This is a genomic window from Halobacterium sp. BOL4-2, assembly GCF_016917835.2.
Taxonomy (GTDB): domain Archaea; phylum Halobacteriota; class Halobacteria; order Halobacteriales; family Halobacteriaceae; genus Halobacterium; species Halobacterium salinarum.
The window spans coordinates 1,446,190-1,470,116 of record NZ_CP070332.2; the positions used below are offsets into that span (position 1 = coordinate 1,446,190).

25 protein-coding genes are annotated in these 23,927 nt (G+C 69.2%); 7 read left to right on the top strand and 18 right to left on the bottom strand.

Translation table 11 applies throughout. The features are described from left to right. Position 1: 1 nt before the first annotated feature. Positions 2–640, top strand: a complete 639-nt coding sequence (rnhB, locus tag JRZ79_RS20965) for a ribonuclease HII (RefSeq protein WP_010903458.1) — start codon at positions 2–4, stop codon at positions 638–640. Here rnhB and JRZ79_RS20970 read toward each other — a convergent pair. Then, complete coding sequence (locus JRZ79_RS20970) at positions 637–2,247, bottom strand: Na+/H+ antiporter NhaC family protein (RefSeq protein WP_205251049.1); 1,611 nt, start codon at positions 2,245–2,247, stop codon at positions 637–639. The two genes, rnhB and JRZ79_RS20970, sit on opposite strands and share 4 nt — an antisense overlap. A gap of 130 nt (positions 2,248–2,377) precedes the next feature. On the opposite strand from JRZ79_RS20970, the gene nucS reads away from it, so the two are divergent. Next, on the top strand, positions 2,378–3,130 hold the full coding sequence (gene nucS, locus JRZ79_RS20975) for an endonuclease NucS (protein WP_010903460.1): 753 nt from the start codon (positions 2,378–2,380) through the stop codon (positions 3,128–3,130). Positions 3,131–3,137: 7 nt separating this feature from the next. On the opposite strand, the gene JRZ79_RS20980 is transcribed toward nucS, so the two are convergent. The 4 genes from JRZ79_RS20980 to JRZ79_RS20995 form a co-directional block, all read right to left on the bottom strand. Beyond that, positions 3,138–4,667 carry a preprotein translocase subunit SecD gene (locus JRZ79_RS20980; protein WP_205252140.1) on the bottom strand — a complete coding sequence of 510 codons (1,530 nt, stop codon included), beginning with the start codon at positions 4,665–4,667 and terminating at the stop codon, positions 3,138–3,140. Beyond that, positions 4,664–5,518, bottom strand: a complete 855-nt coding sequence (secF, locus tag JRZ79_RS20985) for a protein translocase subunit SecF (RefSeq protein WP_205251052.1) — start codon at positions 5,516–5,518, stop codon at positions 4,664–4,666. Before secF ends, JRZ79_RS20980 begins: the two co-directional genes overlap by 4 nt. A gap of 132 nt (positions 5,519–5,650) precedes the next feature. Then, positions 5,651–6,124 (bottom strand): DUF5812 family protein, encoded by a 474-nt coding sequence (locus JRZ79_RS20990; RefSeq protein WP_010903463.1) that lies wholly within the window; start codon positions 6,122–6,124, stop codon positions 5,651–5,653. A 47-nt stretch (positions 6,125–6,171) separates the two neighbouring features. Further along, positions 6,172–6,714 (bottom strand): hypothetical protein, encoded by a 543-nt coding sequence (locus JRZ79_RS20995; RefSeq protein WP_010903464.1) that lies wholly within the window; start codon positions 6,712–6,714, stop codon positions 6,172–6,174. A gap of 106 nt (positions 6,715–6,820) precedes the next feature. Here JRZ79_RS20995 and JRZ79_RS21000 point away from each other — a divergent pair, with 106 nt between their 5' ends. Then, positions 6,821–8,101, top strand: a complete 1,281-nt coding sequence (locus JRZ79_RS21000; protein WP_205252141.1) for a glucose-6-phosphate isomerase — start codon at positions 6,821–6,823, stop codon at positions 8,099–8,101. An 8-nt stretch (positions 8,102–8,109) separates the two neighbouring features. Then, complete coding sequence (locus tag JRZ79_RS21005) at positions 8,110–9,159, top strand: CPBP family intramembrane glutamic endopeptidase (protein WP_205251056.1); 1,050 nt, start codon at positions 8,110–8,112, stop codon at positions 9,157–9,159. A gap of 1 nt (position 9,160) precedes the next feature. Here JRZ79_RS21005 and JRZ79_RS21010 read toward each other — a convergent pair whose 3' ends face one another. Together JRZ79_RS21010 and JRZ79_RS21015 are read right to left on the bottom strand one after the other, a co-directional pair. Beyond that, complete coding sequence (locus JRZ79_RS21010; protein ID WP_012289414.1) at positions 9,161–9,622, bottom strand: NOB1 family endonuclease; 462 nt, start codon at positions 9,620–9,622, stop codon at positions 9,161–9,163. Further along, positions 9,622–9,861, bottom strand: coding sequence for a PRC-barrel domain-containing protein (locus JRZ79_RS21015; RefSeq protein ID WP_010903468.1), 240 nt, complete (start codon positions 9,859–9,861; stop codon positions 9,622–9,624). The genes JRZ79_RS21010 and JRZ79_RS21015 overlap by 1 nt, the downstream gene beginning before the upstream one ends. A gap of 214 nt (positions 9,862–10,075) precedes the next feature. Between JRZ79_RS21015 and infB the strand changes: the two genes are divergently transcribed. Beyond that, positions 10,076–11,878 carry a translation initiation factor IF-2 gene (gene infB / locus JRZ79_RS21020; RefSeq protein WP_010903469.1) on the top strand — a complete coding sequence of 601 codons (1,803 nt, stop codon included), beginning with the start codon at positions 10,076–10,078 and terminating at the stop codon, positions 11,876–11,878. 76 nt (positions 11,879–11,954) lie between these two features. Here infB and JRZ79_RS21025 read toward each other — a convergent pair whose 3' ends face one another. From JRZ79_RS21025 to pepF, 4 genes are all read right to left on the bottom strand, one after another. Next, positions 11,955–12,320 carry a DUF5811 family protein gene (locus JRZ79_RS21025; RefSeq protein WP_010903470.1) on the bottom strand — a complete coding sequence of 122 codons (366 nt, stop codon included), beginning with the start codon at positions 12,318–12,320 and terminating at the stop codon, positions 11,955–11,957. Between the two features lie 51 nt (positions 12,321–12,371). Continuing rightward, positions 12,372–12,854, bottom strand: coding sequence for a pyruvoyl-dependent arginine decarboxylase (locus JRZ79_RS21030; protein ID WP_010903471.1), 483 nt, complete (start codon positions 12,852–12,854; stop codon positions 12,372–12,374). A 32-nt stretch (positions 12,855–12,886) separates the two neighbouring features. After that, entirely contained in the window at positions 12,887–14,122 is a 1,236-nt protein-coding gene (locus tag JRZ79_RS21035) for a proteasome-activating nucleotidase (protein WP_010903472.1), read from the bottom strand. 95 nt (positions 14,123–14,217) lie between these two features. Next, positions 14,218–16,011, bottom strand: a complete 1,794-nt coding sequence (gene pepF / locus JRZ79_RS21040; protein ID WP_205252142.1) for an oligoendopeptidase F — start codon at positions 16,009–16,011, stop codon at positions 14,218–14,220. Between the two features lie 103 nt (positions 16,012–16,114). Here pepF and JRZ79_RS21045 point away from each other — a divergent pair, with 103 nt between their 5' ends. Then, a complete protein-coding gene (locus JRZ79_RS21045) occupies positions 16,115–17,440 on the top strand; it encodes a M28 family metallopeptidase (protein WP_205252143.1) in 1,326 nt (441 codons plus the stop codon). On the opposite strand, the gene truA is transcribed toward JRZ79_RS21045, so the two are convergent. From truA to JRZ79_RS21070, 5 genes are all read right to left on the bottom strand, one after another. Next, entirely contained in the window at positions 17,437–18,237 is an 801-nt protein-coding gene (gene truA / locus JRZ79_RS21050; RefSeq protein ID WP_205252144.1) for a tRNA pseudouridine(38-40) synthase TruA, read from the bottom strand. The genes JRZ79_RS21045 and truA overlap by 4 nt on opposite strands. Positions 18,238–18,241: 4 nt before the next feature. Continuing rightward, entirely contained in the window at positions 18,242–19,540 is a 1,299-nt protein-coding gene (hisS, locus tag JRZ79_RS21055; protein ID WP_010903476.1) for a histidine--tRNA ligase, read from the bottom strand. A 51-nt stretch (positions 19,541–19,591) separates the two neighbouring features. Next, positions 19,592–20,182, bottom strand: coding sequence for an alpha hydrolase (locus JRZ79_RS21060; RefSeq protein WP_205252145.1), 591 nt, complete (start codon positions 20,180–20,182; stop codon positions 19,592–19,594). 3 nt (positions 20,183–20,185) lie between these two features. After that, positions 20,186–20,539: a DNA-binding protein gene (locus JRZ79_RS21065; RefSeq protein ID WP_010903478.1), complete on the bottom strand. Its 354-nt coding sequence runs from the start codon at positions 20,537–20,539 to the stop codon at positions 20,186–20,188. A gap of 102 nt (positions 20,540–20,641) precedes the next feature. Next, the gene (locus JRZ79_RS21070; RefSeq protein WP_010903479.1) at positions 20,642–21,097 is read right to left on the bottom strand and encodes a 30S ribosomal protein S19e; all 456 of its coding nucleotides are present in this window, start codon (positions 21,095–21,097) and stop codon (positions 20,642–20,644) included. A 151-nt stretch (positions 21,098–21,248) separates the two neighbouring features. On the opposite strand from JRZ79_RS21070, the gene thiL reads away from it, so the two are divergent. After that, complete coding sequence (gene thiL / locus JRZ79_RS21075) at positions 21,249–22,115, top strand: thiamine-phosphate kinase (protein ID WP_205252146.1); 867 nt, start codon at positions 21,249–21,251, stop codon at positions 22,113–22,115. Here thiL and JRZ79_RS21080 read toward each other — a convergent pair. Together JRZ79_RS21080 and JRZ79_RS21085 are read right to left on the bottom strand one after the other, a co-directional pair. Continuing rightward, a complete protein-coding gene (locus JRZ79_RS21080) occupies positions 22,112–23,224 on the bottom strand; it encodes a site-2 protease family protein (protein WP_010903481.1) in 1,113 nt (370 codons plus the stop codon). The genes thiL and JRZ79_RS21080 overlap by 4 nt on opposite strands. Positions 23,225–23,307: 83 nt before the next feature. After that, on the bottom strand, positions 23,308–23,559 hold the full coding sequence (locus tag JRZ79_RS21085; protein WP_010903482.1) for a hypothetical protein: 252 nt from the start codon (positions 23,557–23,559) through the stop codon (positions 23,308–23,310). Positions 23,560–23,927: the final 368 nt, after the last annotated feature.

The window sequence follows — 23,927 nt, forward strand, 5'->3', positions numbered from 1 at the left end:
GATGGCGCGGTTCGGCGTCGACGAGGCGGGGAAAGGGCCGGTCCTCGGGTCGATGTTCGCGGCGGCGGTGGCCGGCGACCCGGCCGCCGTTCCGGACGGGGTCGCGGATTCGAAGCGCCTCAGCGCCGACCGCCGGGCGGAGCTCGACGACCGCGTTCGGGCGTCGATGCGGGTGGGTGTCGCGGAGGTGCCCGTCGACCGCATCGACGACCCGGAGACGGACATGAACACGCTCACCGTGGCGGCCCAGGCGGACGCGCTCGGGCGGGTGGTGGCCGACGGCATGGCGGGGTACGTTGACGCCGGCGACGTGAACGAACAGCGGTTCGGCCGCCGGGTGGCCAACCGGGTCGCGGCCGACGTGGCGGTGACCGCCGAACACGGGGCCGACGACGAGTACGATCTGGTGGCGGCGGCGAGCATCGTCGCGAAAGTCGCGCGGGACGCCCACGTCGACGCGCTCGCCGCGGCGTTCGACGCGGACATCGGGTCCGGATACCCCAGCGACTCGACGACGCGGGAGTTCCTGGCGGCGTACGTCCGCGAGCACGGCGAACTCCCGGAGTGCGCGCGCGCGAGCTGGCAGACCAGCCGCGACGCGCTCGGGGCGGCCGAGCAGTCCGCGCTGGACGAGTTTTAGTCGTCGGGGTCTGCGCTGGGGGTGCCCGACTGGACGGGGCTGATGTCGCGGCGTCTGGCGTCGAGCTCCGAGAGGGCGTAGACGAGGACAACGAGCGCGAGCGCGCCGACGGGCAGCAACACCCACGGCGTGATGCGGGTGACCCCCCAGACGGCGAGCAGCACCGCGGTAACGGCGATGACCGTGCCGGCGTAGTACAGCTGCGTGCGCACGTGGTCGATGAGGTCCGCGCCGGTGAACGTCGCCGACAGCACGGTTGTGTCGGAGATCGGGGAGGCGTGGTCGCCGAAGATGGCGCCCGAGAACACCACACCGACGACCGCGGACACCATGGTGTGGGTGCCGGCGAGGTTCCACGCGACCGGCACGGCGATGGGGGTGACGATGCTCATCGTCCCCCACGAGCTGCCCGTAGAGAACGCGACGAACGCGGCGGTGAACATCACGACAACCGGCAGCAGCGCCGGCGTGAGGAACAGCTTTGCGATGCCGCTGACGTACCTTGCAGTGCCGAGCGCGTCGACGACGTTGCCGATCGACCACGCCAACACGAGGATCGTCACGGCCGTGAGCATGATGCCGAAGCCGTCGACGGTCGTGTCGACGCTCTCACCCAGTGAGAGGATCCCGTACGTCAGGCCGAGGACGTACGTCGAGACGACCATCGCGAACGAGCCGACGATGAGCGCCACTGCGTAGTCCGCGCCCACGACCATGTCGTAGAGGGTCGTGTCGGGTCCGTAGCCGGTGTACAGTGCGGTGGCGATGGTGACAGCGATGAGGACGGCGACCGGGACGAAAAAGGAGACCAGCGAGGGGTTTTCCGCGCTGGGCTCCCCGAGTTCGCCCTTGACGTCCTGCATCGGGGTCGCGTCCTCGCTGGTGACCGCGCCGGTTGTCGTCGCGCGGTGTTCGGCGGTCAGCATTGCCCCGTAGTCGCGGCGCGAAAGCACGATGATCGCCACCATCACCACGGCGAGAATCGAGTACATGTTGAACGGGATGGCCTGCAGGAAGATCTCGAAGTTCTGTGGGCGGTTGGCGGCGGACACGCCGGCGGTCTCGTAGCCCTTCTCGATCATGGAGAGTTGGAACGCGACCCACGAGGAGATGCCGAGTGTCGCCACGGGCGCGGCAGTGGAGTCGACGACGTACGACAGCTTCTCGCGGGAGAGGCCGAGGTGGTCGGAGACGTCTTTCATCGTGGAGCCGACGATGGCGGTGTTGGCGTAGTCGTCGAAGAACAACAGCACGCCCAGCAGCCACGCGACGACGCCCGCCGAGCGCTTGCTGTCGATGTGCGTGAGCGCCCAGTCGCGGACGGCGTGCGAGCCGCCGAGGCGCCAGATCATCGCGACCGATGAGCCAAGCAACAGCGTGAACACGATGATCTGGGCGTGGAACACCGACCCCTCGGCGTTGGGTTCGACTTGGGAGATCGACCGGACGACCCAGCTGAACGTCTGCTGGATGCCGAGGCCGCCTGTGTAGATGATCCCCCCCGACCACACGCCGAGGAACAGCGAGAGAATGGCTTTCCGCGTGATGATCGCCAGCGCGATTGCAAGTAACGGCGGGACAACGGAGAGGACGCCGAACTCCGACATACCGCCTGAATTCTGTCCCAGAGACTTAAACCCAGCTTCGCACCGGCGCGGTTCACACACGACGGAGCGCCGACAGGAACCACCAGGAAGTCGGGCGTTTAACCATCGCGGTGGCCTGCACACCCATAGAATGACAGTCGAGAGAGTGTCCGCGCCGACGCCGGCGGCGTTCGTCGACGCGGCCAACGCGGCGTTCCGGAACGGCGCAGTGCTGAGCGTGCAAGCCCGCTGCGAGGTCGAATACAACGGGCGGACGAGTGGCTATCTCGGCGACGGTGATCGGCTGCTCGTCGCGAAACCCGACGGCACGTTTCTCGTGCATCAGCCCACGGGCCACAAGCCCGTCAACTGGATGCCCGGCGGCGGCACCGTCGAGGCGCGCACCAGCCAGGGCGACGCAGTGTTGCTGGCGCGCCGCAGTAACCCCACCGAGCGCGTCGAAACCAGGCTCCACGAGGTCTACGGTGTCACGCGGTTCGACGCCGAGGACGGCGCGACCTACGAGGAGTCCGGAACCGAGGCGGAGATGCACGAGTACATCGAGGCCAACCCCGACGCCCTCGAAGCGGGGCTGCGCATCGTCGAGCACGAGCGCGAAACCAAATACGGGTTCATCGATTTCTACGCCGTTGACGGGGACGGCACGCCGGTCGTGATCGAGGTCAAACGCATCCAGGCGACGCTGAACCACTTCGACCAGCTCAAGCGCTACGTCGACCGCTACGCGGAGACGAACGATGACGTGCGCGGGATGCTGGTCGCGCCGTCGGCGTCCGAGCGGGTGACCCGGGCGCTCCGGGACAACGGCCTGGAGTTCGTGGCGCTCGCCGAGTTCGGCCTGGACGCGAAGGGCGCGACCGAGGCGAAGCTCACGGACTTCTGAGGCCCGCTCAGGTGTCTGTCGTCAGCAGCCGCCGGAGCACGTCACCGTAGGCCGGCCGCGTGACGAGCACCCCGATGAGCACGCCCAGGATGGTGACCAGCGCGAACCCGCGGAGGTCGCCGAGACTCAGTACCGCAAGCGGGCTCATCGCGAGGATGGTGGTGGCGGCGGCGGCACCGATCACCCACAGCGCCTTCCGGAAGCGGCTCTGGAAGATGCGCGACGACGACACCTGCTCTGTCATCACCTCGTCGGCGATGATGACGAGGTCGTCCACCCCGGTTCCGATCACCGCGATGAACCCGGCGAGGTGTGAGAGGTCAAGCGCCAGCCCGGAGACGGAAGCGAACCCGAGCAGGATGACGACCTCCGCGAGCGCCGTGAACACCATCGGGATCGCGATCTTCGGCTCGCCGTACCGGAGCAACACCATGATCGCGACCGCGATCGCGGCCGCGAGCCCGGTCACCAGCGAGAGCGGTTTGTACTTCTGTGCGAAGCTCGGCGCGACGTAGTAGGAGTTCTGAACGGTGATCTCCGCGGGCAGCGCGCCGGCCTGCAGGTTCACCTGCAGGTTGCGGGCTGCCGTCATGGAGTTGGCCGTGATCCGGAACGACGGGCTGTTGACGAACTTCCCGGAGCTGAGGGTCCGCGCGAGCGTCGGCCCCATGCTGGCGTTGTACACTTCCTCGCCGTCGAGTTTGGTGAGCAGACAGTATCCGCCGTTGGGGAACCGACAGTTGCTGATGCCCGCCTGTGAGGTGAACCCGTACTGGGTCATGTCGCCGGTGAACCGTTGGGCGGCCTCCGCCGAGAGCTGTACCGGGACGAACGGCCGGCCGTTCTGGTCGCGTTTGGGTTGGTCGACTTCGACGAGCTCGTCGCCGCGCAGAACGGTGGCGTTGACGTTCGTCCCGTTGGATCCCGGATAATACGCGTCGAGGGTGACCTGGCCGCGTCCCTGGATGAGCGACTGCACCTGGGAGGCGTTCTGGCCGGGCACTTCCACGACGATGTAGTGGGCCTGAGCGCCGGCGCTGGTTTCGATGTCTTTGACTTCCGCGCCGCCGAGCCCGGTGGCGTCGATCTTCGAGCCGATGATGGAGACGATGTTGTCCCGTGTGGCCTGCGTGACGCCGCGGCGAACCGAATCCGGCGAGTAGCCAGCGTCCTCAAGCGTGGTGCGCAGGCTGCTGGTGGAGACGTTCTGGTAGACTTCGACGCTGCCACTGGCCGGGCGGGCGCGGACGTTGCCACGCTCGACGTCGAGGGCGGTGCTGATGCGGGTGGCGATCTCGCCTTCGTTGTCCGGAGTGACCGACACGCCGTCAGCGGTGACACCGGTAACAGTCGTGCGGAGGCGGACCCCACCGGAGAGTTCGAGGCCGTAGTTGAGGTTCGTCGGGTCACCGGTTGCGGCCTGCTGGCCGCTGGTGTTGGCGCTCGCGCCGATGCCGGGCGCGAACAACGCGACGGAGCTGGCGACGACCAGGACGACGAGGGCTGCGATCCGCCAGTTCTCGCGGAACCAGCTCATTTCGCCACCCCCTCGAACTTGTACCAGCGAAGCAACGTGACGTTCAACATGTATGTGTTCATGAGATCAGTGACCAGCCCCATCACCAACACGAGGCCGATCGAGGACATCAGTGGGATGCCGAAGATGTAGGAGACGATCGTCATCACGACCATCGCGGCGATGGAGGTGAGTGTCATCGTGACACCGGTGTTCATCGCGCGGTCGACGCTCTCCCAGAACCCGCCCGACCGCCGGAGGACGTGGTTGTTCAGGAGGATGTCGGAGTCGACGGAGTACCCGATCAACATCAGCAACGCAGCGACCGTTCCAAGCGAGAGCTTGATGCCGAAGACGTTCATCAGCGCCACGGGCACGACGATGTCGCTGAACGCTGAGACGACGACCGCGATGCTGGGGACGAACGTCCGGAACAGCGCGAACACGAGCACGCTCATGCCGAGGAATGCGGCCGCGACACCCAGCAGTGCCAGTCCCTGGGTCGAGGAGCCAAACGAGGGTGAGACTTCCTGGGACTGCACGATTTCGATGTCAGCGGTGTCCCCACTGATGCCGGGGGCGTTCTCACTCTGGAAGGTCGCGAGGTACCGGTTACCGTCGGTGCCGACCGAGCGGAACGACGTCGGCTCGGCATCGAAGGCGGCTTTGACCTGTGCGGACGGCGCGCTTGATTGTGCGACCACTTCCGACCCGCCAGTGAACTCAATGCCGGGCGACACCGGCGCGCCCGTGGCGGCCATCCACCCACCGATGACCGCGAGGGCGACGACCAACACGGCAAGCGGCGGCGCAACGAGTTGCCGCATTGAGTACTGGCTGAGGTCAACGTCCGGGACCTCGAACCATGACATGCCTGGCGGTGGGATGCGACGCTGGTTAAGCCTTCTTATCCGGACGCCGTGGGTTCGAGAGCTGGTACAGCGGGACGCACTCACACGACGTGACCGCGCCGGTGGGGGCGCGACGGGAGGGCAGGCCCGGGGCTACGGCAGATATCGGACGCTGATGAAGTCCGCGCCCGCCCGCACCTCCACGCGATTGATGCCGATGCGGGCGGCCCGCGAGACGGTCTGGTCGTCCGCAACAACGTCATCGACGGCGTCTGAGACGTTGTCCGCGCCGACCGAGAGCACGTGGATTTCGCCGACGCCGGCGCGCTCGGCGGTCGCGAGCTCGCCGCGGGGGAGGTCGGCGGCCAGATCGCGAGCGTTCGGAGTGGGGGTTTCGTCGCTGACGGTCACCGGGATCTGGGTGTGTTCGGCGACGGACGCGACGCTGTACGTGACGTGCATCGGTGGGTCCGGCGTGATGGTTGCGTCCAGTACGTCGCCGGCCGAGAGCCCGGGGTTCTCCGAGAGGGTGTGCACCTGTGCGTCCGAGACGTCGGTGAGGATCGCGGAGTCCTCGCTGGCGTCACTGACGAAGAACGTCGCGGTCTTGGATCGGGCGTCGGTCATGCCCGCCCGTAGGCCGGCTCCGCGGTTCACTGTTACTGTTCGGCGGTTCACGCGCGCAGCCAGCGATGCGTGGCGTACACGAGCACCGCGCCGGCCAGCGGCACCACCGGCGAGAACTGCGGCGGGATGCCGTACAGCGCGGCGATCAGGGGTGCAGCGACGCCGCTGGGTGGCGGTCGGGACGCGAGTTCACCGGCGACCCGGTAGGTCGCCGGCATGGACGCCACCACGCCGAGGTACACTGACACCACGAACAGATAGCCGGCGGTCGAAACGCCGGCGTCGTAGGCGGGGTTCACGGACAGTGCGCGCCGGTGGCGGCGCGCGACGAACAACACGGGAGAGACCAACGGCAGGAACACGAACAGCCCGAGCACGACGTAGAACGTGCGGGACAGCGTCAGCGAGCCGCCGCTCCCGCCGGCAGTGTTGGAGATGAGCACGACGAGTGCGCCCGCCATCAGGAACGCGAACAGGCCACCGAGCACGGCGCTGACGACGGCGTAGCTTTTGAACAGCCGGGAGTCCGATTCGCGGAACGCGTACGGGAACGCCGACAGCAGCCCGGAGTAACTATCGAACCGGCCCATTTGTGTGGCCTGCGGGCGCGGCGAGCAAAAGCCCGGCGACTCCGCGCCGACCCGGGGGCTCGCGGAACTAGCCACCCTGAAGTGGCCGGCAGACCCCCCTCCGTGTATGCGAATCGACATCGGCGCTGCACTCGACGCGACCGCCACGCCGGGCGTGCCGCCGGACGCGCTGGACCGACTCGACGGCCGCGTCGCCCGCGCACACGATCGGATCACCGCCGGGATGGACGGCGACGAGTTCGGGTACGCGGCCCTGAACCTCCCGCGGACGGTTGACGTGGACGCGATCACGGCGGCCGCCGACGCGGTGGCGGACGCCGACACGCTGGTGACCGTCGGGATCGGCGGGAGCGCGCTCGGCGCGGCGACGCTCGTGGACGCACTGGGCGACGACGACCTGGACTACCACGCGCTGGACAACGTCGACCCCGCGCACGTCACCCGGTTGCTGGACCGGATCGATCTCTCGACGACCGCCGTGCACGTGGTGTCGCGGTCGGGGACGACCGCCGAGACGCTCGCGAACTTCCTGGTTGTGCGGGACGCCATGGACGACGCGGGCGTGGACTGGACGGCGCGCACGCTCGTCACGACGGGCGACGACGGGCCGCTGCGGGCGCTCGCGGACACCCACGACCTGCCCGTGCTTGACGCCCCGAGGGGCGTTCCCGGCCGGTTCGCCGCGCTGTCGACGGTCGCGCTGCCGGCCGCCGCGATCGCCGGCGTCGACGTCGGCGAGCTGGTGGCGGGCGCGGCCGACGGGCGGGCGGCGCTTGCCGGCTCCCTTGAGGACTGCCCCGCGTACGCGTACGGCGCGACCGCGTACGCCCTCGATCAGCGCGGGGCGGGCGTGAACGCGATGCTGCCGTACGCCGAGCGCCTGGAGACGTTCGCCGAGTGGTTCGCACAGCTCTGGGCGGAGAGCCTCGGGAAAGACGGCGTCGGGCAGACGCCGGCGCGGGCGCTGGGCGCGACCGACCAGCACAGCCAGCTCCAGCTCTACCGCGCCGGCCCGCGGGACAAACTCGTGACCATGCTTCGGCCCGCGTCGCGGCCCGACTGTGCGATTCCGGAGGCGGAACTGGCTGACATCGACTATCTCACCGGCGGCGATCTCGGGGCGCTACTCGACGCCGAGTTCGAGGCGACGGCGGCCAGCCTCGCGGCGTCCGGTGTCCCCACTGTGCGCGTGGAGGTGCCGGCCGTCGACGCGCGGTCGGTGGGGCGGCTGCTGTTCGACTTCGAAGCCGCCTGCGTGCTCGCGGGCGAGCTCTACGGCGTCGAGACGTTCACCCAGCCCGCCGTCGAGTGGGGGAAGAACGCCGCCCGCGAACTGCTCCGCGGCGAAGACCCGCTTCCGGAGACGGAGACCCACATCGTGGAGTGAGCGCAGCCATGCCAACACCTCCTGTATCCGACCGGTACGCGTCGACTGTCGGGTTCGTCGTCGCGGGCGTCGGGCTGGCGGCGACGCTGCTCGACTGGGCGCCCGCCGCGGACACGGTGGCACACGCCGCCACCGCGTGCGCCGCCGTCGCCACGCTGGCGTTCGCGGGGCGTCGCCACGGCACCGGCCCCGCGTGGTTGTCCGGCGTGGGCACCGGGGCCGGCGGCGCGCTCTCGCTGACGGCGGCGGCGGCGCTGCTGTCCATGACCGGGCCGGTCACCGCCGGGCCGGCGGTGGCGCTGTTCGCGGGGATCAGCGTGATCGGGGCCGGGCTCGCCGCGGTCGCCGGCGTGGATGCCGACGGCGTGCGCGCCCGGGAGCGGGCGGTCGGCGTTGCTGTGGTCGTGTCCGCCGGCGCGCTCGTCGCGAGCAGCCTGCTTGCAGCCATCGCCGCGGGCATCGCGCCGGACGCGCCGACGGTCGCGTACCCGGTGCGGGCTGCGGTGTCAAGCGTTGGGTTGGGGATCATGGGCGTCGTGTTCGTGCGGGCGTCGGACGTTGCCGGGATCGACACCCCCACCGTCACCCGGCGTGACGTGGGCGTTGCGGCTGGCGGTGTGGGCGCGATCTTCGCGTTGCATCTGGGGTTGAACGTGGTCGTGACGGCGCTCTCGCTGCCACAGACCCAACACGGCCTCATCGAAGCTGCCCGGAAGACCCCCGCGATGCTAGTGCCGTTAGCGGTTGTCTCCCTGGTGTTCGTCGCCCCGGGCGAGGAGCTGCTCGCGCGCAACGCCGTGCAGAAATACCTCTACGACGCGTATTCGCGGCGCAGCGCCGTGGTCGTCGCGTCGTTCGTGTTCGCGGCCAGCCACCTGCTGGCGTACGCCGGGACAGCCGCCCCGGGTGCCGTGATGGTCGCGCTCGCGCGCGTGTTCGTCGTCAGCCTGGTGCTCGGCGTCGCCTACGAGCGCACCGACAACCTGCTGGCACCGATCGTCATCCACGGCGTCTACGACGCGGTCCAGTTCGGACTCGCGTACTGGCAGTTCACGTAGCCTACGACGGGTTCTTGCGTTCGAGGGGGCTGCCACAGACGGGACAGCGGTCGTGGTCGGTGTCGTCGAACTCGCGGCCACACCCCTGGCATTGGAGGCGCCAGTCGCGGCGCTCGGTGATGCCGTCCTGGGAGATCGACTCGACCGTGACGGCGAGCTCGGCGGCGACGTTCTGCATCGCGTAGTCGTCGCTGACCAGCGTCCCGTCGAGTTCGTGGGCGGTCGCCAACAGCCGGCGGTCGGTCTCGGAGAGCACGTCGGCGTCGCCGGTCGTGGCCGCGGCCTGGCGCACGGCCTCGCGGGCGTCCTGTGCGGGGACGTGCACCCGCATGCCGCTGCCCGCGGCCGCGTCGAACCGGAACGCCGCGGCGTCGGTGAGCTCGTCGCGGACCTCGGGGACTGAGGCGGTCGGGTCCGGGGCGTCGTACTCGTCGATGAACGCGGTGGCGTCGAGGACGTGCACTATCGGCGAACGACGATGTAGTCTTTGACTGCTTGCACGCGGCTCACCGGAACGCGGTACCGGCCGTCGTCGCCGATCGGGAAGTCAGCGGCGACGGACTCCTCGGTCTGCTCGACGAGCAGGTGCTCCAGCGTGCCGGATTTGAGGTCCATCGTGATGTTGTACAGCATGCCAAGCTCCGTGCCGTCCGACCCCATCACGGCCTTCCCGGAGAGGTTTTCGGCGAGGATGTCGGCCATACCCGGTTTCACTGTCGGGATTCACATAAACCCCGGGGGGATGTCCGACGGGCGTGCGACAGCGAAACCACCACACAGCGAGTCGACAGCGCCACACGCGACGCCAGCCGAACGCGGTCGGCCCATCGGCGTCGCCGTCGCCGCCGTGACGATGGAATTATAGGCTACCGCGCGCTCCATTGGGGTAACGACCGTTCTCTCGGAGGATTCTACTATGCCCGACGCAGACACCACCGACGACCCCGGGGACTTGCGAACGCCGATCGTGGCCGTGCTCGGCCACGTCGACCACGGCAAGACTAGCCTGCTGGATAAGATCCGCGGCTCGGCCGTCATCGAAGGCGAAGCCGGCGCGATCACCCAACACATCGGCGCGACAGCGGTCCCGCTGGACACCGTCTCGGAGGTCGCCGGCAGCCTCGTCGACCCCACCGAGTTCGACCTGCCGGGGCTGTTGTTCATCGACACGCCCGGCCACCACTCCTTCTCGACGCTGCGCTCGCGGGGCGGCGCGCTCGCGGACATCGCCATCCTCGTGGTGGACGTCAACGACGGCTTCCAGCCACAGACGGAGGAAGCGATCCGCATCCTGAAGGACACGGGGACGCCGTTCGTCGTCGCCGCGAACAAGATCGACACGACGCCGGGGTGGAACCCGAACCCGGACGCGCCCGTGCAGGGCACTTACGACGACCAAAGCGACCGCGTGCGCTCGGACCTCGACGACGCGCTGTACGAACTCATCGGCGAGATGTCCGACGCGGGGTTCTCCTCGGACCTCTACTGGCGGGTGCAGAACTTCCAGAAGAACGTCGGGGTCATCCCCGTCTCGGCGGAAACCGGTGAGGGCGTCCCGGATCTGCTGACGGTGCTGATGGGGCTGGCCCAGCGGTACATGAAATCCGAGATGGAGGTCACCATCGACGGCCCCGGCGCGGGCACCGTCCTCGAAGTCAAAGACGAGCAGGGCTTCGGGACGACCGTCGACGTGATCCTCTACGACGGCACCATCCGGTCGGGGGACACCGTCGTGGTCGGCGCGCAGCCCGAGCCCATCGTCACGGACGTCCGCGCGCTGTTGAAGCCCGGCGACCTCGCGGAGATGCGGACGGAGAAACGCTTCGGGAACGTCGACCGAATGCAGGCCGCCGCCGGCCTGAAAGTCGCCGCGCCGGACCTCGACGACGCGATGGCCGGCGCGCCGATCCGCGTGGTCGGCGATCGTGACGTCGCGGACGTCGTCACCGAGGTGGAGGCGGAGCTGGCGGAGGTCGCGGTCGAAACCGGCGAGGAGGGGATCGTGGTGAAAGCGGACACGCTGGGCAGCCTGGAGGCGCTCGTGAGCGCGCTCGAAGAGGCCGAGATCCCCGTGATGTCGGCAGAAGTCGGCGATGTCGCGCCGCGGGACGTGGCGATGGCGACCACCGTCGACAGCGAGAAACACCGCGTGCTCCTGGGGTTCAACGTCGACGTGCTGCCGGCCGCCGCGGAGAACGCCGAACGCGAGTCCGTGCGCGTGTTCAACAGCGACGTGATCTACCAGCTCGTCGAGGACTACGAGGCGTTCGTCGACGCCCAGGAGCGCGAGCAGAAAGAAGCCGTCTTCGACAACATCGTGCGCCCGGCGCGGTTCCGCATCCTGAAAGACCACGTGTTCCGCCAGAACGACCCCGCGGTCGTCGGCGTTGAGGTGGTGTCGGGCACGCTCAAGCGGAACACGCCGGTCGGCGGTATCGAGGGCAACGACCTCGACCGCGCGGGCATCGTCAAGGGCATCCAGGATCAGGGTGAGGACGTCGACGAAGCCCGCGCGGGCAACCGCGTCAGCGTCTCCATCGACGGCCCGACGGTCGGCCGCGACATCAAGGAGGGCGACGAACTCTGGGTTGACCTGCCCGAAAAGCACGCGAAGGTCCTGGACCAAGAGCTCACGTCTGACCTGCCCGCCGACGAGCGCGAGGCGCTGAAATCCTATCTGGACATCATGCGCAAACGCGACCCCTTCTGGGGGAAGTAGGCGGTCTGGGGCCGGCAGCGGATACGGCTGTAAGCTCTAGTTGACCGCCGAATTTGGCCCGTGAGAACCGGCTGGACTACCGCGCTGTTTCGGGAACGTCGTCGCCGAGGGCGTGTTTGACCTGCAGCGCCGCACTGGCGGCGAGCCCGCGAGCGACCTCCTCGCGGTCCTCGGTGGGGATCAGGTCGTCGTCGGCGAGATCCTCGAACTCTGGCGTGAAACCGGCGCTGACCGGGTTGCCGGCGGGCGGGCGAACCGCAACCGTAACCTGCACGCCGCTGGACCCGTTCGTGACCTCCGAGCCGACCACGTACTCGTCGGGCAGGAACTCGCGGGTCCGGGACGCGATCTGCGCGATGCTCGTCTGGAGCGCGCGACGTTGCTCGCCACTGAGGTCGCCAGTGGCGTCCGCCGGCCCGCTGTACGGCGCGTTTCCATGCATGACACACGGGTACGTGGTGGGAACGTATAACCCTTCTACTGTCGGGTGATCTTACTGGTCGAAAACGGGGTCGCTGTCGCCGTAGGCCGCGATGACGACGGCCGCGGCGTGCTCGCCGGCGTCGGCGGTGACCGTCTCGGTCCGCACGGACGGCTCCACGCCGTCCCAGTCGCGCACGTCCATGCCGGCCGTGATGCCGGTGGTGACGCGGTCGGCGACGTCGTCGGGGGTGGTCTCGTCGGCGGCTTCGTAGAAGAGTCCGGGCGCGCCGTCGCGGGGTGCCCACGCCAGCCCGGCGCTTGCCTGCCCCGGCCCCGCTGTTTGGCCGCGGGCTTCCACGACGGTGAGCGTGTTCCCCGCCGGCCCGAGGTCGGGCGCGGTGTCGACCGGGGAGACGGTTGCGTCGGCAGGAATGACCGACGAGACGCGAATCAGGTTGTAGTTGTGGACGTTGGCGTCCGCGAGCGCGGCGTCGTAGGCGGCCATCTCCGTCGGGGCGACACCGCTCCCCCACGCGATTCGGATGCGAGGCATACGGTCGGCGTACGCCGTCCGGCGTCCTATACTTACTGAATGTAGCTCGGGTACCGCGGGCCGCTGGACTCGGTGTCCCCCTCGGCGACGAGTTTCTCGTAGGCGTCGTCGAAGTCCTGGCGGTGGACCTCGTCGCGGTCGTCGCGGATGGCGAACATCCCGGCTTCCGTGGCGAGGCTGGCGAGCTGCGCACCGGAGAACTCCGCGGTGTCGGCGGCGAGATCCGAGAAGTCGACGCTGTCGGCGACGTTCATCTCGCCGGCGTGGATCTCCAGGATGCGCTCGCGGGCGTCCGGGTTCGGGTTGGGGACTTCGATGAGGCGGTCGAAGCGGCCGGGCCGCAGGATCGCGGAGTCCAGCATGTCGAAGCGGTTGGTGGCGGCGATGATGCGGATGTCGCCGCGCTCGTCGAAGCCGTCCATCTCCGAGAGCAACTGCATCATCGTGCGCTGGACCTCGGCGTCCCCGCTGGTCTTCGAATCCGTGCGCTTGGCGGCGACGGCGTCGATCTCGTCGATGAAGATGATCGCGGGGTCTTTCTGTTCGGCGAGTTCGAAGAGATCCCGGACCAGCCGGGAGCCCTCGCCGATGAACTTCCGCACGAGCTCGCTGCCGGCCATCTTGATGAAGCTGGCGTCCGTCTGGTTCGCGACGGCTTTCGCGAGCATCGTCTTGCCGGTGCCGGGCGGCCCGTGCAACAACACCCCACTCGGGGGTTCGACGCCGACCGCGTCGAACTTCTCGGGGTTGACCAGCGGGTCCTCGACGGCTTCCCGGACTTCCCGGAGCTGGTCGTCGAGGCCGCCGATGTCAGCGTACGTGACCGACGGCGACTCGTCGACTTCCATGGCCTGCGCGCGGGCGTCGGTCTCGTCGTCGAGCACGCGCTGCACGCTGAACGAGTCGTTGATCGCGACCCGGTCGCCGACCTCCAGGGTGTCCGCGAGTCGCGGCGACAGCTCGGTGAGGACCTCCTGGTTGTTGCCGTGCTGTTTGATCACGGCGCTGCCGTCTTCGGGCAGGTCTTCGACGGTCGCCAGGTACAGCGACGCCGTTTTCAGCGTCTCGTTCTCGCGCTGGAGGCGGTTGACCTCCTCGCGGAGTTCTTCGCGGCGGGCTTCGACATCGTCGAGTTGCGCCTGCAGCTCTCCGTTGACCGCCACGATATCCACGTAGTGGTCTTGGAGCGCGTTGAGGCGTTCCGCCGGCGTCGACTCGGGATCGACGTCGAGCGTCGGCCGGTCCGGCAATGAGGGGCTACGCGACATTCGTTGCCGTCCATAGGGGCCGCGCGTAGAAGTTCCTTTGGGTAGGCTACACTGTCCGTGCGCGGGACGCCAAACGGGGGTGTGGCGGCGCGGCGTTAGACGAGGTCGTCGGCCTCGTCGAGGTAGTGGTCGTAGACGCCGATCGCGCGCTCGATGGGGGCGCTCGTGGACATGTCGACGCCGGCGTCCTGGAGGAGTTCGATCGGGTACGCGCTGGACCCGCGGGTGAGGAACTCCCGGTAGCGGGCGGCGGCGTCGGGCTGGTCGTCGTCGAGGATGTCCTCGACGAGCGCGACCGCCGCGGAGATGCCGGTGGCGTACTGGAAGACGTAGAAGTTGTAGTAGAAATGCGGGATGCGCATCCACTCCCGTTCGATGTGGTCGTCGATGGTGGCGTTGGCGTAGTACGCGCGCTTGCGGTCGCCGTACACCTCGTCGATGCGGTCGGGCGTGAGCGCCTCGCCCGCCCGGGTGAGCTCGTGGAGGCGCTGTTCGACGTCCGCGAACAGCGTCTGGCGGTAGAGCGTCGACCGGAAGCGTTCGAGGTACTCGTTGAGGATGTGCCGCCGGAAGTGGTCGTCCTCGACCGTGTCGAGCAGGTGGTTGACCAGCAGCGCCTCGTTGACCGTGGACGCGACTTCCGCCACGAAGATCTCGTAGTTCGAGTAGACGTAGGGCTGGTGTTCGCTGGTGTACTGGCTGTGGAGGCTGTGCCCGAGTTCGTGGGCGAGCGTGAACATCGAGGAGATGTCGTCCTGGTAGTTCATCAGGATGAACGGCTGGGTGTCGTAGGTCCCCCCGGAGTACGCGCCCGAGCGCTTCCCGCGGTTCTCGTAGACGTCCACCCAGTTCGAATCCAGGCCGTCGGCGACACGCTGCTGGTAGTCCTCGCCGAGCGGCGCGACCGCCTCGATGACGTGCTCGCGGGCGTCGGCGTACTCGATGTCGGGGCCTTCGGAGTCCACGATGGGCATGTAGAGGTCCCACATCTCCAGGTCGTCGACGCCGAGGGCGCGCCGCTTCAGGTCGGCGTGGCGCTGGAGCGTGTCGAGGTTGTCGTCGACCGTGTCGACGAGCGTGTCGTACACCTCGACGGGGATGTTGCCGCTGTCGAGGGCGGCCTGCCGGGCGGTGTCGTAGTTGCGCGCCTCGGCGAGTTTCACGTCCCGTTTCATCTGGGTTTTCATCGTCGACCCGATGGTGTTCCGGACGCCGCTGATGGTGTCGTAGAACTGCTCGTGGACGGTCTGTCGGAACGCCCGGTCCGGGGTCTTCAGGAGGTTCGTGAAGTTCGACTGCGAGATCTCGACGGCATCGCCGGCGGGGTCTTCGACGGTGGGGAACTCCAGGTCGGCGTCGGTGAGCATGTTGTACGCGTCGCTTGGCGCGCCGAACACCTCGCCGAGCTCGCTCAGGAGCCCCTCGACCTCCGCCGAGCGCGTGTGCGGTTTCATCCGCAACACGTCGTCGAAGTAATGCTCGTACACCGCAAGCTCGGGCGTCTCCTCGATCATCGACTGCAGTTGCTCGCGGGTGCAGGCCTGGAGCTCGGGGTCGAAAAAGGACGTCGCCGAGGACACGTCGGTCATGAGGCTCGCGCCGCGCGCCTGCAGCGCCTGGTACTCCTGGTCGCGGGTGTCTTCGTCCGACCGCATGCTGGCGTACGCGGACACCGTCTTGGCGTCCCGGTAGACCGCATCGCGCAACTCCAGGGCCGCCAGCAGCGTCTCGCCGTCCTCGGTGAGCCGCCCCTCGTAGTCGTTGAGCGCGTCAAGCTCGGCTTGGACGTCCTCGAAGGCCGCCTCCCACTCGTCGTCGGTCTCGTAGATGGACGCCAGCGCCCATTTGTACTCGTCCGCCACGTCCGCCCGGTCGGGGACACTGCTCATATGCCCCAGCGTTCGCGTGCGTCCGGTTAAACGTTCGCAAACAACCGGGTGATTGCCGGCGACGGCCCCCGAAATTAACCCGGTGCCCGACGTAGCGGGCGGCATGGACGCTGTGCCGCGGGCGCTCGGACAGGCATGGACCGATGACACGCCGTGGGACGTGCTCACGGCGCTCACGGCGCTCGACTCCCGGATGGCGGGCCACGCCGGCGACCGCCGGGCCGCCGAACACGTCGTGGACGCGCTGGGCGAGGCCGGGGTTCGTGACGCGACCACTGAGCCGTTCCCCCTCCCGGTGTGGACGCGGGGGGACTGCGCGCTGCGCGTGACCGCGCCCGACGAGCGGGCGTTCGACGCCATCGCGTTGCCGTATGCGCCCGCCGGCACGGCGACCGGGCGACTGGTCTCGGCGGGATACGGCGCGCCGGCCGGTTTCGACGGGGTCGACGTCGAGGGCGCGGTCGTGGTTGCGTCGACGGGCAGCCCGCCGGGGGGCGATCGCGTCCACCGCATGGAGAAGTACGGCCGGGCGGTGGCGGGCGGGGCAGCGGGGTTCGTGTTCCACAACCAGCGCGACGGCCAACTCCCCCAAACGGGTGCACTCCGCGGTGGCCGCGTGGGCGAGCGCCCCGCCGCCAGCGTCTCCGGGGAGGTGGGGTCGTGGCTGGAGTCGTACGCCGAGCGGGGCGGGGCGGCCGAGCTGACCGTCGACGCGCACACCGAGCCAGGGACGGGCGTCAACACGCACGGCGTGCTCGGGCCGGACACGCCCACGGAGGTGGTCGTGATCGCGCACCACGACGCCCACGACATCGGCGAGGGCGCACTCGACAACGGCTGTGGCGTGGCCACCCTGGTGGCGGCCGCGCGCGTGCTGGCCGCGATGGAGTCCGTCCTGGAGACGCGCGTGCGGCTGGGCACGGTCAGCGGGGAGGAAGTCGGGCTCGTGGGCGCGAGCGCGCTCGCGGACAGCCTCGACACCGACGCCGTGCGCGCGGTGGTGAACCTCGACGGGGCGGGCCGGTATCGGACGCTGCGGGCGTTCCTGCACGCCACCCCCGCGTTCGCGGACGTGCTGGCGGCGGTCGAGGACGCGACCGGGCACCCGATCGACGTGGTCGACACGCTGCACCCGTACAGCGACCACTGGCCGTTCCTCCGGGCGGGCGTCCCCGCGGTGCAGTTGCATTCGGTCACCCCCGAGCGGGGCCGCGGCTGGGGACACACGCAGGCCGACACCCGTGACAAAGTCGACGCGCGGACGCTGCGCGAGCACGGCATGCTCGCCGCGCTGCTCGTCCGCGAACTCGCGCGCGAGGACACGACCATCCCCCGTGCCAGCCAGGCAACGCTCCGCCAGCGCCTCGTCGATGCAGGCATGCGGTCGGGGATGATGGCCGCGGACGTCTGGCCGGCCGCCTGGGACTAGATCGAGGCGAGGTGGCCGGCGACGCGGGCGCGCTCGTGGTGGTCCGCGCGGGCTGCGCGGAACGTGGTTCGCGCGCGCTCGGCGGCGTCCTCGTCGACGGTGAACGAGAGGCCGTCGTAGGCGACGGCGTGAAGCACCAGGGGGTGTGGGTCAGCGGGCGGCACGCCGTCCGGGCCGGCAACCGGCTCGTCGCCCAGCACGGTGTCGATCCGGTCGGTGTCACCGCTCTCGGTGACGAGCTGGACGAGCGAGACGACGCGGCGAACGAGCTCCCGACAGAACCCGCCGGCCCGGACGGTGATGACGCGAAACGCCCCGTCGCGGTCCAGGGTGGCGTCCAACTCGCGGACGGTGTTGGTGGTGTTGGGGGTGAGGTTGTGGAAGTCGTGTGTCCCGGTGAGCCGGTCGAGCGCCCCGGCGGCGCGGTCGTCGGTGGCCCGACTGTCGGGGGCGTACCAGTAGTAAACGTAGGTGCGCGCGACCGCGTCGTGGGTGGCGTGGAACTCCGGCGGCGCGTCGGCGTGCGCCCACACCTGGATGGGGTCCGGAAGCGCGCCGGTGAACGCGTCGGGGGTCAGCCACGCCGGCGCGTCGAAGGCGACCGTCTGGGCGCGCGCGGACACGCCGGCATCCGTCCGCCCGGCGGCGGCGTACCCCGACGGTTTCGCGCCGTCGAAGACGTCCAGGCGGCGCAGCGCGCCGAACAGCTCGCCGGCCACCGTGGAGACGTCGGGCTGGCGCTGGAAGCCGTGGTATGGGCGGCCGTCGTAGGCGACCCGGAACGCGCGACGCGGCATCCGGTTACGCGAAGTCCTCGACCCGCGGCGCGTCGTGCGCGCCGGGGAACGCCGCGATCGGGGCGGTCGTCTGCTCGCCGGACGCCATGTTCTTGATGGTGACGTTGCCGTCAGCGAGGTCCTGCTCGCCGACGATCACGACGGTGTCCGCGCCGACGTTGTCGGCGTAGTTCATCTGCGCGCCGAAGCTGCGCCCGGTGATGTCGGTGTCGACGCGGTTACCGCGCTCGCGCAGCGCGCTCGCGACGTCGGCGGCTTCGGCGTCGGTGTCCCCGACCTGGAGCACGTAGTAGTCGGGCGTGAACTCGTCGTCGGGGAGCACGCCGGCGTTCTCCAACAGGAGGTTGAGGGTGGCGTGGCCGGGCGCGACGCCGACCGCCGGCGTGGGCTGCCCGCCGAAGCGCTCGATGAGGTCGTCGTACCGGCCGCCGCCGAACACCGCGCGCCCGACGTCGCCCGTGGAGTCGAAGCACTCGAACACCACGCCCGTGTAGTAATCCAGGCCGCGGGCGGTCGTCAGCGACACGTCACAGTACTGGCGGACGCCGAGGGTTTCGGCCGCATCGAGGACGTTCCGGAGGTTCGCGACCGCGTCCCGGACCCGGTCGGTGCCCGCGAACGACACGAGCGCGTCGAGGTCGTCGCCGTCCAGGAGGTCGTCGAATTGCTCGGCCTGATCGTATGACAGCCCCGCCGCCGCCAGGTCATCGAGGTACGCCGCGCGCTCGATTTTCTCGCGTTTGTCGACGGTGCGGATCGCCGCCTCGGTGTCCACCGTGGCGTCGAACGCGGCCAGCAGGCCGCCGAGGATGTCCCGGTGGCTCACCCGGAACTCGAAGTCCGCGCCCGTGAGCCCGAGCGACGTGAGACCGTCGGCGGCGACCGCGAGCACCTCGGCGTCGGCGCGCGGATCGCTCGTGCCGAAGATGTCGAGGTTGGTCTGGTAGAACTCCCGGAACCGCCCCTGCTGGGGCTCCTCGTAGCGCCAGAACGGCCGCGAGGAGTACCACTTGATCGGCTTCGAGAGGGCCTGCTGTTTGGCCACCACCATGCGCGCGACGGTCGGCGTCAGCTCCGGGGTGAGCGCCACGTCCCGCCCGCCCTGGTCGGTGAACGAGTACAGCTCGTCGACGATTTCCGCGCCGGACTTGTCGACGTACATCTCGGTGCGCTCCATGGCGGGCGTGCCAACCTCACGGAACCCGTAGCTGGCGGCGGCGTCCTCGATCGCGTCGATCGCCGCGCGCCGCGGCCCCATCTCCGCGGGGTAGAAGTCACGAAACCCCTTGAGTCGGTCGTACATGGAGTGCGGTTGTCGCGTCCGGCGCTTCAAAGCTTCCGTTCGACGCCCACCCTAGTTGCGGAGCCCGTGCACGTACGTCTGGTCGTGCTCGGGGAACACGTCGCTGATCGCGGTGTCGTCGCGGTCGGCCGCCAGCAACGCCCGCAGCTCCGCCTCGTAGTCCGCGCGCGGGATCTCCTCGCTCGGGCCGGTTTCGACGTCGAGTTCGGCGGCCACCAGTCGGTCGATCGCGCCGCGTCCGAACCCCGACAGCGGGGAGACGTAATCCACGCCGTGGCGGTCTTCGAGGCTCTGGGCGTGCGCCCGCGACACCGTCGGCACGCGGTCGTCGCGGCGCGTGCCGTCCGCGACCGCGTCGAAGCGCTCCGCGACCGCCTCCAGGGCGTGCTCGTGGACGTGCTGGATGCCGTTTCGCGGATAGCCGTCCTCGACCATCAGCGCCACCGCGTCGTCGGCGACCGCGCGGTCCAACTGCAGTGCCTCGAAGTCGAAGTCGGTCTCAGCCGCCGCAGCGCGGGCGTGGGCGTGCTCGTCGGTGATGCCGAAATGCACGGTGACGAGCGTGATGTCGTAGAACCGATCGAGAACGAGGGCGGCCAGCGTGGAGTCTTTCCCGCCGCTGTAAAGCAGGCCCAGTTCCATCGCTTATCGGCGATTGATGTTGAAGCTCTGGGAGTCGGGCTTGAGTTCGCGGAGGATCTCTTTCATCTGATCCTCGTCGATGCGGCCCTGCACGCGTCCGGACTGGGCCAGTGCGAGGACCTGCTGTTCGGCCTGCTCGGCGAACTCCGGCTTGCTCATGCGGATCGTGTTCAGGCGCTTGCGCGCGCCGTCGGTGAGGTTCTGCTTGAGCATCGCCTGCTTTTGCTGTTCGGCCTGCTGGGCCTGCTGCTGTTGGGCCTCACGCTCCGCGTCGCCGCCCTGCTGTTGTTGCTTGAGCTGCTCTTTCTTTCGCTGGCGAAGCTCCTCTAGTCGGTCGTCGTCAGGGTTCCCACTCATACTGGATGACAGTTGGCCGCGAGTCGTGTTAATTGTTGTGCACAGCGTCGACTGCTGCCGGCGCTACCCGAACGAGAAGTGGCGGCGTCGCGTCGGCGAGCGTTACGCGTAGCGTTCGAGCTCCGGGCGATCGAGGGATTCGATCACGTCGCCGGCGGTCTCGTCGAGGAGGCTGCGGCCGTCACCGGTGACGACGCGGCCGTGGTCGTGTTGTTGCTCGACGAGGCCCTCGGCTTCGAGTTGCTGGAGGATCGTGCGCACGATGTTCCGGGAGCCGGCGGTCGTCGTCGACGGCGCGACGACGTAGCGGTTCGAGCCCGAGGTCGTGGAGCCGTAGGCCTCCGAGAGGCGCTTGACGCCGATCGGGCCGTCGATGGCGACCTTCCGCAGGAGGCTGGCCGCACGGGTCGCCCAGAAGTCAGACTGCTCGGGGGGAAGCTCGCGGCCCGCGCCCGTCTTCGCGTAGTTCGCCCAGTCCGGCTCGTCGAGTCGCGTTTCGAGGTCCGCGGCGAGCTCGTCGATGAGCTCGTCCACGGGGGCGTCGTAGAGAGTTGCCATTGCAGGCACGTCGTCCCTGATTCGTTTAAAGGCATCGTTAGGCGGCGCGAGGCGGCCACACCGGCGTGCGTGACCGCCACCCCGGCGGCAGCGGCCGGGTGCCGTGGCGGCTTTCCGGGGGCTTATCACCGGTGGTTGCCAACCGCGTGGTATGGATGAGCGTGCGGCCCTGGAGCTTGTCGGCGGGCTCGTCTCACGCGCCGGCGACGACGCCGCAGTCGTCGGTGACACCGCCCTCACGATCGACATGCTCCACGACGCGACGGACTTCCCGTCGGGCACCACCAGGTACACCGCGGGCTGGCGGTCGGTCGGCGCGTCGCTGTCGGACGTCGCCGCGACGGGCGCGACCGCGACCGCCGCAGTGGCCGCCTACGGCGCGCCGGGCTTCGACGACGACGAGCTGGCCGCGTTCGTGACCGGCGCACGCGACGTCTGTACGGCCGTCGGCGCGGAGTACGTGGGCGGCGATCTGGACGGGCACAGCGAGTTCACGGTGGCGACGGCGGCGATCGGTGACGCCGACCACCGCGTCGCGCGCAGCGGTGCCCGGCCGGGTGACAGCGTGGTCGTGACCGGGTCGCTGGGGCGCAGCGCGGCCGCGATGGCGCTGTTCGACGCCGGCGACACTGACCGCGCCAACGACCTGTTCCAGTTCATGCCCCGGGTGGCCGCCGGGCAGGTGCTCGGCGCGCACGCGACCGCGATGATGGACGCAAGCGACGGGCTGGCGCGGTCGTTGCACCAGCTCGCGGCGGCCAGCGACTGCGGGATGGCGGTCGACAGCGGCCGCCTGCCGGTGGCGGACGCGCTCGCGGAGGTGACCGCCGACCCCGTCGAGCGCGCGGTGTCCTTCGGCGGTGACTTCGAGTTGGTGGCGGCCGTGCCGCCCGAGCGCGTGGAGGCGGCGCGGGCGGCGGTCCCCGGGTCGCTGTCGGTCGTCGGGCGCGTCACCGCGGCGGCCGACGGCGTGTGCCTCGACGGCGACGCGTTGGCCGACGACGGCTGGACGCATTAGCCGAGTTGGATGGGGACCGGCATGAAACACAGCGCGCCGAGGACGAACGTCACCACGCCCAGCGCGACGCGCCGGCGGTCGAGTGGCCGGTCGTCGACCGGCGTGACGGTGCCGGACAGCGACACCACCGACGCCAGAACACCCCACAGCAGCCAGATGCCGGCGGCGTTCCCGGCGTCTCGGACGATCCAGAGGTAGGCCCCCAGCGAGAGCAACGCGGTCGGCACGAGCGGCGCGAAGCGACCGGCGGTCTCGCCGACCAGCGACCGGAGGATGTGCCCGCCGTCGAGCTGGCCGACCGGCAGCAGGTTCAGGAACGTGACGAACATGCCGATCCAGCCGCCCATCACGACGGGGTTGACGGCTGTGCGTGGGTCCGCGTACGCGAACTGCTCGCCGAGCACGGCCGCGATCCCGCGCAGCAACAGCGGGTAGCCGAAGTCCACGTGAACGGCGCTGGCCGAGTTCGCGACCCCCGGGGGCACCGTCACCGGCGGCAACACGAGCCCGATCACGGAAACGACGACGGCAGCGACGAGACCCGCCAGCGGCCCGGCTGCGCCGATGTCGAAGAGGGCGTTGCGGCTGGGCATTCGGCCGCGCATCCGGATGACCGCGCCCATCGTGCCGAACAGCGACGGGAACGGGATGAAGTACGGCAGCGTCGCGTCGACGTCGTGGTGTTTGCTCATCACGTAGTGGCCGAGCTCGTGGGTGCCCAGCACGCCCATGACCGCGAGCGTGAACGGGATCGCGCGCACGACGGCGGGCGAGAACGGGTCGACGTAATACCAGTTCGCGCCCACGAACAGCGTCGAGGCGAGCGTCGCCAGGAACAACGCGACGTTCGTCCACGGCACCCCGGTGTCGGTGTCAGCGGCGTCGGCTGGCGTGGCGACGAGCACGCGCTCGCCGGTGCGGTCGGTGAGCCTGACGTCGTAGCCGTGCTCGCGGAACAGCGGCCAGAGTTCGCGCTCGATCGTGGCTCGGTCGGCACCGGGCTGCCCGAAGTAGAGGAGTTCGCCGTCCCGGTGTTGGACGTCGTACACGTCGAAGCGGTCGCCGAAGGCGGCCGGAGAGGGCGCGTCCGCTGGCGATTCAGGCGGCATTGAAGCGTGGTAGCGGCTACAGCCGCTTAACCACTATGGGTGTTGCACGGCGAAAACGGGGACGCAGTGGCGGGGGAGGGGTGTTATGCGGGCTGGACGCGCCACGTGGTGGCGCTGGTGTACGACCACTTCTCGACGGTGATGTCGGTGGCGGACTTCGAGAGTTTCACCATCAGAGCGCCGATCTCCTTGGGGGAGAGATCGACATCGTCGGCGATGAACTTGCTCTTGAAGTAGAGCTCGCCGTCGTCGGCCTTCTCGCGGAGGTAGGACTTCAGGCGCGTTTCCTTGTCCTGCGACTCGGCCTCACTGGAGGGGGAGTTGGGTGCGCTCATGGTGTCTGGCCTCGCTTTCGTGTACCGCCCAGGATGGGTTATAACAGAAGGAACGTTCGGGCTGATTTCGGCCGTTTCACCCCGTGAACTGAGGGGGTACGTACAGTTTATAACGTGCTTAGAGCCAATTAGACAGTTTATACTCGTGTTTCAGAGTTTATTTTGGGTGGGAGACGACAGCATCTCCTAGGCCGGGTGACAGCGGGGGCTGTCATCGACACGTCAGACGATCGGGAGGTGACAGTGCCGGCAGTCGTGGCGCGCGCACCGGAGCCAGGCGGCCCCGAACGTCGCAGGAGTGTTTCTTCCGGCCGTCTAACGGCTGCACGCGCGATCAGTTGACAACCCTTAAGCACGCCACCGGGCTA